The organism is Zavarzinia sp., from assembly GCF_049306435.1.
Lineage (GTDB): Bacteria > Pseudomonadota > Alphaproteobacteria > Zavarziniales > Zavarziniaceae > Zavarzinia.
The window spans coordinates 1-10,175 of sequence record NZ_JBAQRT010000052.1 but is presented as its reverse complement, the minus strand read 5'-3'; the positions used below and the strand labels follow the sequence as shown (position 1 = coordinate 10,175).

Genomic DNA, 10,175 nt, shown 5'->3' with positions numbered 1-10,175 from the left:
GGCGCCGCCCGCGTCCGCATCGCCGGCATCGAGGGCGCGCCCGGCGATGGCAACCGCGCCCTTGCCCTCGCGCTCGAACAGGATCTCGCGCGGCGCGGCCTCGTGATCGCCGATGGGGAAGCGGCGGGGGCGTTCGTCGTCCGCGGCAAGGTCGAGGTCGAGCGCCGGGACACCCGGGACCATGTCGTCCTGCTGTGGCAGGTCTCGGGACCTACAGGCGCCGGCACCGCCACCATCCGCCAGGAAAACGACGTGCCGGCCGGCGCCCTCGACGGCAAATGGGGCCTGATCGCCCCCGCCGCCGCCAGCGGCGGCGCCGACGGCATCACCGAAGCCATCGCCGCCTTCACCGCGCGCGGCCGGTGAGGCGGGCCTCATCGCGCGGCACGGAAGCGGGTGGCGGTCAACGCGGGCGCCTGACGAAGGCATGCTGCCCGGCGGCGACCCCGATCGCGACGAGCATCAAGCCGCCGGCCAGCAGGAAGGTCAGCCGCATCCCCGTAGCGATCGCGGCGGGAGCCGCGTGGGCGAAATCCGCCGTCCCGACACCGAAGGCGAAGACGGCGCCCATGACGGATGCGCCCGAGATCAGGCCGATATTGCGCGACAGGCCGAGCAACCCCGAGACCGTTCCGCGCCGATCCCCCGGCACATCCGCCAGCATGGCCGTGTTGTTGGCGGCCTGGAAAAGCTGATAGCCCGGCGTCAGGACCAGAATGGCCAGCACATAACCGGTCACGCCGATCAGATTCGGCAGGATCGCCAGCAGGAAGGCTCCCGCGGCGAGGAGAGCGAGCCCGATGGCCAGCGCGCGGCCGCTACCCCTGGAATCGACGAGTCGGCCGGAGGGAACGCCGCTGAAGATGGATATGACGGGGCCGATCGCCATGACGAAGCCCACCAACGCCTCCTTCAGGCCGAGACCGAGGCCGAGATAGAAAGGCCCGACCACCAGCGTCGTCATCATGACGGCGGCGACCAGAAGGTTGACGAGCAGACCGGGGGCGAGGCGCCTGTTCAGCATGGACCACAGGCTTTGGACAGGCGCGTTCCCCTTGCGACGCACATCCGGCAATGTCGCGACGGCGAGCCCCAGGGCGATGATCGCCAACGGCGGCTGCACCCAGAAGATGCCGCGCCATCCCGTCATCGGGATCAGCAGCCCCCCGATCGACGGACCCAGCGCGGTCCCCAGCGCCGACACGGTGCCGAGCAACCCCATGGCTCGCCCCATGCGCGCCTCGCTCGCCGTCTGGCGCATCAGGGCCATGGGCAGCGTCATCAGGAAGGCCGCGCCGGTGCCTTGAAGCGCCCTGGACGCGATCAGGAACCGCAGGTCGGTCGCCAGGCCGCACAAGGCCGAGGCGACCGCGAACACTCCAAGGCCCGCCACGAGCATGGGTTTCAATCCGTGCCGGTCGCCGAGCCGGCCGGCGAAGACGACCGAGATCGTCAGGGCCGCGAGATAGGCGACGACGACCGCCTGAACCTGCGCGAAGGGCGCGGAAAACGCGGCGGCCAGGGTCGGCAGCGCGATATTGGCGATACTGGTTCCCAGCGACGCCAGCAGCATCGACAAGGCCAGCGTGACCGTGATTCCGGAATTCATCCGCTTCGATGGGAAAGTTTTCGCCTGTTCCATCCTGTTGTCCTCTTGCCTGATCTTCAGTCCGGGCGCAGGCTGCCACTTCAAGCCGACTTGAGGTCAAGCGTGAAATTCCTGGATATCGGAGAGGTTTCGGCAAGGAGCGGGATCAGGCCTTCGGCGCTGCGCTATTACGAGGAGGCCGGGCTGATTTCCTCGGTATCGCGGCATGGCTTGCGCCGGCAGTTCGCGCCCGAGGTGCTGTTGCAACTCAAGCTGATCGCGATGGGTAAAGCGGCGGGATTCTCGCTCGATGAAATCGCCGGAATGTTCGGGGCGAATGGTCTGCCGGACCTGCCGCGCGCCACTTTCCATCAGAAGGCCGACGAGATCGACCGGCAGATCCGGGAGTTGACGGTCCTCAGCGACACGCTGCGCCATGTCGCCGACTGCCCGGCGCCCTCGCACATGGAATGCCCGACCTTCCGGCGGCTGGTCGACGCCGCGGGCAAACCCGGTGGCACCACCGGAAACGCGAAAAAATCGAAACCGCGTCTCGTCTCGAGATAGCGAGGCGCATGTCGCGTATCAGCGCGAGCCTCTTCGGGTTGCTTCCGGCGATCTGATCTTGGCGGGGCGGCGATCGAGGCCAGTCCCCTCTGTTAGGCGCTGCTTTGGATGAGCACGCTGGGGATCCGGGATTTGCCGGGATATGCGGGGACCAGGTGGGATGCCACCGGTAATTTCCCCTTATAGATCAACGCATTCAGAAAAAATTTGTCCGCCGCCGCCGTGTGCTCAAGCAAAACGTCGCGCCGTTTTGAAAATGGGCTGCTGGATTGGCTTATGGAGCGATCTGCCGAGCCTCAAGCTCCCTGATCAGCTCTTTCATCTCGCGAAGAACGCGCTCCTGCTGCCCCAGGCGGTCTATTCCGTCGCCAGATAAAATAGTGAACACAACGTCATTCTCGCCAGTATCTGAATTATAGGTGGCGAATGAATCGCATTGCCACACCCGGCGAATCGGTACTCCATACTCATTGCTAGCGTCAAAAACGACAGAAAAATAATGGTGAACCTTGTCTCCAATAATATTGGCCGGCGCAGCAGAGGAAAATTGCACGTATTTTATTGTGGCGGGAGCAATGAGGTATAGCTCTACGGTGTCCTTGCACTGCCTCTCGAATGGTGAGGGGGGCGACACCGGGTCTGCGACAGCGCAGCCAATGAATATGAAAAAGAAAAATGAGATATACTTAATCGCGTTCATGTTTGAGGCTCCATCTATAAATGAAAGCGGGGCTAGGTCCTAGCCTATATTTTTCCCGCTCCACACGACTTGCCCTATGATCTGGATTTCGGCCTGGCTGTCGGGAGCGATCTCCTCAGCAGGGTATTCCTTGTTGTCGGAGATTAGCACGATGCCGCCCTTCACCGGGCGATGAATGCGCTTGACGATCAGCTGGCCGTCGACGTTCAGGGCGTAAATCTTGCCGTTCGCGAGACGATCATCGGTCGTGTCGATCAGCAGTTCGGCACCTTCGCCGATCGTCGGGGCCATGCTGTCGCCCTCGGCCAGGGCCTTGATGATATTCTTGGGGTTCCGGCCGGTTGCCCTGCGCACCCAATCTTCCGGGAGCGTAAGCCATTGTTTATCTTCAGGATCCGGTGGGAGACGCCCCTTACCGGCCGAAAACCTCGCATCATAAACAGGCAGATCAACCATCTGGGGACCTAATGTTTGTGCCTGCGTAAGCGTAGAGCTTTGGCCGGCTGACGCTGTGCCGGTGATCAGCCACTCCATGTTGCAGCCAATTTCGGCTAGCTGGGCGATGACGGGCGCCTTCAGGTCGGTCTCGTCGCTTTCATAGCGGCTCAGCGTCCTCTGTGTTGTCCCAATGATGGTTGCGAATTCATCCTGGGGCATCCCCTTGGCTTCCCGGAATTGCTTTAGCCGCGATCCAATAGACATTTTTGTCATTTGCGGACCTCGCTGCGAAAGATTGATTCGCGATGCACAGCCTGTTTCGCGACGCCAAATTCGGCTGAATTTCCTAGTGTTATCAATGATCTAGGCGAATTCCCCCCGGCTCCAGCCGAATTCGGCGTCGCGAAAAGACATTTATGTCTTGAAATGCCATTTATGGCGCGGCAATCTCCTTGGCATGACAAGAAAGCGTCCAAGGCTAGACATCCCCAAAAAGCCCGCCGAAAGGCGGGCGTGGATCCAGTATCGCCTCCGGCTCATCGGCTCGAACTTCCGCGCCTTGGGGCGGCAGTTGGGCGTCAGCCAGCAGGCGGTGTCTTACGCAGCGGCGGGTTACCCCTCACTGGCCATTGAGCAGGCGATCGCCAAGGCGATCGGCGTCCCTCACCAGGAGCTGTTCCCTGAACATTTCGACGAGGCCGGGGGGCGCATTCCCCTTGCCCGTACAAGGCAACGCAAGCCTACCCACGCGGCGTCGCAGCGCAATGTCGAAAGTTCGGAGGCCGCCTGACATGGGAAGCAATCGGAACGGGAAGCCTCTACCAGTCGCCCTCGAAGCGCCGGGACCTCTTGACCGGAGCGATCGAGGCGCTCGCAGCCTTCCGGCTACCAGGAATGAGGACCTCCGCCTTACACCGGGCGCATTTCAGGGTGTCATGGGCCGGCCCTTGCTCCGCAAGCTGGAGTACCGACTTCTCGGCGCGGTCGAAGCAGTTTGCACACAGGTAGGGGCTCGGATTTTCCTGGGCATGTGCCGCTGCCGATTTGTGCGCATACGCGAACGAATTCGGTCCGATCGCGCGAAGCTCGTAGTCCTTCGCTTCCAGCTTAAAATCAATCAGGCGGCTGCGTTCTTTTTCGAGCTCGCGGCAACGGTCGGCGAGCGCCGCAATCGCATCCTTCGTCGCGCGCAGGTTATCAGTCATTTCGTCGATCGAGGCCTCGATCTTGCGCTGAGTGTCCCGGTCGAGCCTGCCGATGAATGCTCGGATAGTTTCCCGGCTCGTCTTGAAAACAGCGGCGGCACCTTCGACGACCGCCAACGCGGAAGCGACTTCGGCGAGTTCCATTCCGATACCTCCCCTGATGAGGGGGAAAGTGTAGCGCAGCGGCAGGCCAGTGCCGAGTCCGGGGAGACGCGCTGAATGGCGGCGCGGCGGCATCGCGACCCTCGGCAGGGCGACCTGCTGGGCTGGGAGCCGCCGGCCCTGGTCGAGCGCTACGACGAGCGGCGGGTGAGGGCAGGATCGCTGCGCGGTCAGATCGCGCGGGCCGTGGCCGAAACCCTGACAGACAGCGAGCAGGATCGGGATGAGATCGCCCGCCGCATGTCGGACTACCTGGGCGAGGACGTGTCTCGATCCATGCTGGACGCTTACGCGAGCCAGGCCAAAGAAGAACACACTATCAGCTACATCCGGCTGATCGCCCTGGTCGAGGTGACGGGCGATCCCCGGCCGCTGCAGCTCGCCGCCGAGCTGACGGGACGGGCTGTGATCGAAGGTCGCTATGTCCACGCCATCCGCGCGGAAATAATCCGTGAGAAGCGCGAACAGCTCGACCGCGAGGAGAAGTCCGCCCGCCGCCTCTGGAAGGGGGCGCGGCGATGAGGCCCGGCCAGGTCACCATCGGGCATATTGCCGAGGCCCTCAACCTCAGCAAGCGAGCTGCTGAAATACGCGCCCAAGCCGGCTGGCCTTATGTCGAGAGGGTGCTCCCCTCTGGTGGCCGCCGTCGTCTCTACGCGGTCACCGACCTTCCCCGCGAGGTCCAGGACGCTCTGTCCCGTCACCAGCTGGAGCTGGTGAGGGCCGACCTGCGCGCCAAGGGCGTGATCAAGGACGAGGCGGCGGCCCCGGCACCGGCGGCGATCGTCGCGGCCGAGAAGGTCGCCCAGGGCACCAAGGCCGATGCCCGCCGCGACGGGCGGATCGAGGTTTACCAGGCTTATATCGCGTACCGGCTGGCGGCAGGGGCATCAGACCGGCAGGCGATGCCGTCGTTCGCTGCGCTCTACGTCATGGCGGCCCAGGCGACAAAGGCCGGGGTGATCGCAAACGGTCTGCCCGAGGCTATTTCGAGCCTGCATAAATGGGTGTTCGAGGCGCAGCCGAGGCTGTCGGTGGCGACGCTGCGGCGGATCGCCGAGGCGGTGAAGAAGGGCGAAATCGGCGCGCTGTCTGGCCGCTACGGCGGGCGGAAGGACACGGGCGTGCTGGATCGCGCCTTCGGGGGCCGGGCGGTCGAGGTCATCCTCGCCCTGTTGAGCAAGAGCGATCACCTGTCGGCCGGCGCGATCCGCACGCAGCTGCGCGGCAATCTGGGCGAGGAGGCGATCCTGCCCGACGGCGAGGTCGTGCCCTGGCCCTCGGAGAGGCGCATTCAGGACTGGGTCTCGAAAGCCAAGGTCAAATTCGCCGACGTGCTGATGTCGATGAAAAACCCTGACGCCTGGCGAAGCAGATACGAATTCGCCTTCGGCGAGCAGGCGGTCGGGGAAGGCCTCAACGATATCTGGCAAATCGACGCCTCGCCGGCCGACGTCCTGCTGGTCGACGGCCGGCATAGCATCTACGTCCTGGTGGACCTCTGGTCGCGCCGGATCATGGCGCTCGTTACCCGCACGCCGCGCGCTGCGGCGGTTGTCGCGCTCCAGCGAAGAGGGATGCTCGAATGGGGCGGCCCCCGCAAGGTTAAGACCGACAACGGCTCGGATTTCGTCGCGACCCGTGTCAAAGGCGTGATGCTCGCGCTCAAGATCGTCTACGAGCAGTCGCGGGCCTTCAGCCCGACCGAAAAAGGCCACGTGGAGCGTCACGTCGGGACCGTGCAGCACATGTTCATGCCGCTGCAACCCGGCTTCATTGGCCACGATGTGACCGACCAGCAAGCGATCCGCAGCCGGCGAGCCTTTGCCGATCGCCTTGGCGAGACCGATGCCGACGCCTTCTGCGTCGAGCTCACCGGCGAGGAGTTACAGCGGCGCCTGGACGCCTGGTGCGTCAACGACTACGCGCAGCGCCCCCACGCCGGCCTCGACGGCCAGAGCCCAGCCGAGCGTGCACGAAGTTACGCCGGCGAGATCCGCCGCATCGCTGATCCCCGCGCCCTCGACCTGCTGCTGATGGATCTGCCCTCGAACGGGGGGTATCGCACCGTCACGAAAAAGGGCGTGGCGGCCGAAAAGGCGAGCTTCTGGGGGCCGGGCCTGGTCGTGGGGGACAGGGTGCGTGTCCGCCTCGACCCGACAGATATGGGCCGAATTTACGTCTATACGGCCGACGATGATGCCTTCATTTGCGTGGCCGAAAATCCCGAGCGGCTAGGCATTTCCCGGGCGGCCGTCGCGGCCAAGGCCAAGGCCGATCAGCGCGCAGAGACCGGCAGATTGCGGAAGCAGCTCAAATCCGTGGCCCGCCGCCTCCGGCCCCTGCACGAGGTCGCGGCCGAGATGGCCCGCGATGCCCTGCCGCCGGTCCTAGAGTTTCCGCGCTCCACCGAGGCTTACACCACGCCGGCCCTACAGGCCGCCGCCGAGGCAGCAGGCAGCGAGCGGCCGATGCCGGTGGCGCCAGCCCCGGAAGGCCCTCGCGCGCCCGCACAGATCATCACTCTCGGCAAGTCGCCCTCGGCCCTGGAGGCCGAGAAAGAGGCCAAGGCCGCGCGCCTCGCCCGCTGGAAAGGGCTCGACGCCCGCATCAAGGGTGGCGAGACCCTGAGCGTCGACGACGCCCATTGGCACGCGGCTTATGGCCAGCACGCAGAAGTGAGGGCCGTCCTGAATATCGAGAAATGGAGGGCGAAGGCGGGAAGCCGGCCCGCATGAATAACCCCGCCAGGCGGCAACCGGGCGGGGCTGGGTACTTGAAACTTAGGAGAGCTGGATAATGGCACGTAACGAACTGATCGGCAAGCCGGCGGCGGCGATGTTGCACAATGTTCACGGGCTGCTCGAAGCCATCGAGCGGCTGCGCGGACGCAAAGACCACTTGCCCGGGCTCGGCTGCATGTATGGCCCCTCGGGGTATGGCAAGACCTATGCATGTGCCACGGCCGCCGCGATCGCCGGCGCCGTCCATGTCGAGGCGAAGGAGCACTGGGGTAAGCGCGAGTTCGTCCGCGCGGTCGCCACGGCCCTCGGCATCCCGCAGGGTCGGACCATCGCCGACACGGTGGATGCGATCGGCGACCACATGCGGGATTACCAGCCGGTGCTGCTGCTCGACGAGGCCGACATCCTCGTCAGGAAGGGCATGATCGAATACGCCCGGACCTTCCACATGATGTCCGAGGCGCCGGTCATCCTGATCGGCGAAGAGACGCTGCCGCGTGAGCTGAAGCGGTACGAGCGCATCCACAACCGCATCCTGAAAGGGGCCTGGGTGCCGGCCCAGGCAGCATCGCTGGCCGATGCCCGCCAGCTGGCCGAGATGTTCGTCGACGCCTGCCAGATCGACGACGATCTGCTGGCCCTTGTCGTCTCGGCGGCCCGGGGAGTGATCCGCCGCATCGTCACCAACCTCGAAGAGATCGAGCAGGCGGCTATCGCCGAAGGTCGGTCGACCGCCGACCGTGCCTGGTGGGGTAACCGCGGCCTCGACACCGGCGATGCGCCGGCCCGGAGGCCGTGATGGTGCCCGCCATGCTCATCAAGCCGAACGGGGGCCGGAAGAGCCCGGCCGCCATGGCGGCGGCGGGGCGCGGGCTGGCCCGCGACATCATGTGGGCGAAAATCCGCGAGCTCCGCTCATTCTCGCTGGAGGATGTAGCGGCACCGGCCCGGCTGGAGCCATCGTCGGCCCGGCATTATGCGACCTGTCTGGTGGCGGCCGGCATCCTGCGATCCTATAAGGCGGCGCGGGGCGAGCCGACGTGCTACGCGCTGATATACGACCCGGGGAAGCGGACGCCGCGCGTCGACATCGAGGGCAAGCCCGTCACCCAGGGCAATGCCCGTGCCGCCGCCTGGCGGGCCATGAAGTCGCTCAAGGTCTTCACGCTCCGCGACCTCCATGTGACCTCTGGTATCTCGGAAATCGACGCCAAGTCGTATCTCCAATATCTGGTCAAGGCGGGCTATGTCGCCTTCCGGGTGAGGGGCGCGGGCAAGAAACCGTCGATCTATCGCTTTGTCGAGGCGGCATGGCGTGGGCCTCTGCCGCCCCAGGTCACGCGGATCAAGGTCGTCTTCGACCCGAACGTCGGCGAAGTGACGTGGCCGCTCGCGAACCAGGCCGAGGTTGATCTGGGGGGCGAGGCATGAATGCGCGTGTCAACCGCCGGACCTATGTCGACGAGGCTCGTGCCGCTTGGGGCGGGGCGCCGGAGGCGTGGATCGTGGCCCTCGCCGAGTGCGCTGATCGCGATGGCGTCAAGGCCGTGGCGGTCGCTACCGACTATTCGGCGACGACGGTCTACGAGGTCATCCGCGCCCAATACAAGGGCTCGCTCGCCAACGTCGAGGCCGCCGTCCGGGCCGCGCTGATGCGTGATTTCGTGGCCTGCCCCGTCCTCGGCCAGATCAGCGGCGCCGCCTGCCTGCAGGCGCAGGGCCGGAAGGCCCGCCCCGTCAACAGCACCCAAGTCAAGCTGGCCCGGCGCTGCCCGGCCTGCGCCTACAGAAAGGGACAGTGATGGTTACGGAAGATATTCAGGCTCTCGTCGCGGCGGTATCGCCCGGCCATCCGGCTTGCTGGCACGCCGGGATGGACCACCAGGCGGTCGCCATCCTGCGGGAAAGGCTCCAGGTGCTGGCCCGCGATGTGGGCGCCCTTGAGGCCCGGCCCGTGCCGGATCACTTCACCGGCTCGATGCCCCGTGACCTCGCCGCGCTGGACGGCAAGGTGATCACCATGGCCGAGGTCGTGGCCCGGGCGCGCGCCCGCCGCAAGGGCGTGATCGTGCACCTTGTCCCGATCGAGGATGGTGAAGGGGGGGCGGCATGACCAAGCCCGCGACCCTCATCTCGGTCCATCCCGGCGGTCAGGTCATGTGGGGGCGGACGCCCCCGGCGGGTGCCCTGGTGATCGCCAGCGCCGCCCTCTATCGGGATGCCCGGTCGGCCGTTCAGGCGGCGGCGCGCCACGCAAAGGACGGCAAGCGTTACTTCGCCTCGGGTGTGCCCGAGGCCGACAACGAGCAACAGGCCATGGCCGCCGTGCTCGCCTGGCGCGACTGGCTGTGCAAGCGCCCCGGCTTGACCCCCATCGATCCCCCCTATGTGCAGACAGGAGGCGCGGCATGAGCGCGACCAAGGCCGCTGTGATGCGGGGCTACTACGTGGCGGCCGGCCAGGCGTTGAGCGACGCCCTCGCCAAGGTCGAGGGCGCCGACCAGCTGACCGCGTGGGACCAGCTGGTGATCATGAGCCGGATGCTGGGCCACGCCGTGGGCGACAACTTCGGCGCGGAGCACCGCGAGCAGGCCCTCGAAAGCGTGCTCCAGATCGTGCGGGCGGGCTGCAAGGATGCCGCCACGGCCCCTCTCGCCCCGGGAGGCGCGGCATGAGCGCGGGGTGGATCGAGCCGGGCGATATCGTGCTCGTGCGGGGCTACGGCCGCGCCATCGTCGAGGCGCGCGCCGGGGTCTGCCAGTCCTGCCCGC

14 protein-coding genes and 1 pseudogene are annotated in these 10,175 nt (G+C 65.9%); 11 read left to right on the top strand and 4 right to left on the bottom strand.

What is annotated here, in order from left to right; translation table 11 throughout:
• Positions 1–366 (top strand): annotated as a pseudogene (locus WAZ62_RS02835) (hypothetical protein); the annotation flags it as partial.
• A 37-nt stretch (positions 367–403) separates the two neighbouring features.
• Here the strand turns inward: WAZ62_RS02835 and WAZ62_RS02830 are convergent.
• On the bottom strand, positions 404–1,642 hold the full coding sequence (locus tag WAZ62_RS02830; RefSeq protein ID WP_422642020.1) for an MFS transporter: 1,239 nt from the start codon (positions 1,640–1,642) through the stop codon (positions 404–406).
• Positions 1,643–1,654: 12 nt separating this feature from the next.
• On the opposite strand from WAZ62_RS02830, the gene WAZ62_RS02825 reads away from it, so the two are divergent.
• Positions 1,655–2,155, top strand: a complete 501-nt coding sequence (locus WAZ62_RS02825; RefSeq protein WP_422642019.1) for a helix-turn-helix domain-containing protein — start codon at positions 1,655–1,657, stop codon at positions 2,153–2,155.
• Between the two features lie 274 nt (positions 2,156–2,429).
• On the opposite strand, the gene WAZ62_RS02820 is transcribed toward WAZ62_RS02825, so the two are convergent.
• Both WAZ62_RS02820 and WAZ62_RS02815 read right to left on the bottom strand, forming a co-directional pair.
• Positions 2,430–2,855 (bottom strand): hypothetical protein, encoded by a 426-nt coding sequence (locus tag WAZ62_RS02820; protein WP_422642018.1) that lies wholly within the window; start codon positions 2,853–2,855, stop codon positions 2,430–2,432.
• Between the two features lie 39 nt (positions 2,856–2,894).
• Complete coding sequence (locus tag WAZ62_RS02815) at positions 2,895–3,566, bottom strand: XRE family transcriptional regulator (RefSeq protein WP_422642017.1); 672 nt, start codon at positions 3,564–3,566, stop codon at positions 2,895–2,897.
• Between the two features lie 184 nt (positions 3,567–3,750).
• Here WAZ62_RS02815 and WAZ62_RS02810 point away from each other — a divergent pair, with 184 nt between their 5' ends.
• Entirely contained in the window at positions 3,751–4,083 is a 333-nt protein-coding gene (locus WAZ62_RS02810) for a helix-turn-helix domain-containing protein (protein ID WP_422642016.1), read from the top strand.
• 28 nt (positions 4,084–4,111) lie between these two features.
• Here WAZ62_RS02810 and WAZ62_RS02805 read toward each other — a convergent pair whose 3' ends face one another.
• Positions 4,112–4,642, bottom strand: coding sequence for a hypothetical protein (locus WAZ62_RS02805; protein ID WP_422642015.1), 531 nt, complete (start codon positions 4,640–4,642; stop codon positions 4,112–4,114).
• Between the two features lie 75 nt (positions 4,643–4,717).
• On the opposite strand from WAZ62_RS02805, the gene WAZ62_RS02800 reads away from it, so the two are divergent.
• The 8 genes from WAZ62_RS02800 (at position 4,718) to WAZ62_RS02765 (ending at position 10,079) form a co-directional block, all read left to right on the top strand.
• A complete protein-coding gene (locus WAZ62_RS02800; protein WP_422642014.1) occupies positions 4,718–5,182 on the top strand; it encodes a DNA transposition protein in 465 nt (154 codons plus the stop codon).
• A complete protein-coding gene (locus WAZ62_RS02795; RefSeq protein ID WP_422642013.1) occupies positions 5,179–7,398 on the top strand; it encodes a Mu transposase C-terminal domain-containing protein in 2,220 nt (739 codons plus the stop codon). The genes WAZ62_RS02800 and WAZ62_RS02795 overlap by 4 nt, the downstream gene beginning before the upstream one ends.
• Before the next feature lie 61 nt (positions 7,399–7,459).
• A complete protein-coding gene (locus tag WAZ62_RS02790) occupies positions 7,460–8,203 on the top strand; it encodes an AAA family ATPase (protein WP_422642012.1) in 744 nt (247 codons plus the stop codon).
• 53 nt (positions 8,204–8,256) lie between these two features.
• Positions 8,257–8,835 carry a hypothetical protein gene (locus WAZ62_RS02785; RefSeq protein WP_422642011.1) on the top strand — a complete coding sequence of 193 codons (579 nt, stop codon included), beginning with the start codon at positions 8,257–8,259 and terminating at the stop codon, positions 8,833–8,835.
• Positions 8,832–9,206: a transcriptional regulator gene (locus WAZ62_RS02780; protein ID WP_422642010.1), complete on the top strand. Its 375-nt coding sequence runs from the start codon at positions 8,832–8,834 to the stop codon at positions 9,204–9,206. Before WAZ62_RS02785 ends, WAZ62_RS02780 begins: the two co-directional genes overlap by 4 nt.
• Complete coding sequence (locus WAZ62_RS02775) at positions 9,203–9,517, top strand: hypothetical protein (RefSeq protein ID WP_422642009.1); 315 nt, start codon at positions 9,203–9,205, stop codon at positions 9,515–9,517. Before WAZ62_RS02780 ends, WAZ62_RS02775 begins: the two co-directional genes overlap by 4 nt.
• Positions 9,514–9,816, top strand: coding sequence for a hypothetical protein (locus WAZ62_RS02770; RefSeq protein ID WP_422642008.1), 303 nt, complete (start codon positions 9,514–9,516; stop codon positions 9,814–9,816). The genes WAZ62_RS02775 and WAZ62_RS02770 overlap by 4 nt, the downstream gene beginning before the upstream one ends.
• Positions 9,813–10,079, top strand: coding sequence for a hypothetical protein (locus WAZ62_RS02765; protein WP_422642007.1), 267 nt, complete (start codon positions 9,813–9,815; stop codon positions 10,077–10,079). The genes WAZ62_RS02770 and WAZ62_RS02765 overlap by 4 nt, the downstream gene beginning before the upstream one ends.
• The last annotated feature ends 96 nt before the right edge of the window (positions 10,080–10,175 follow it).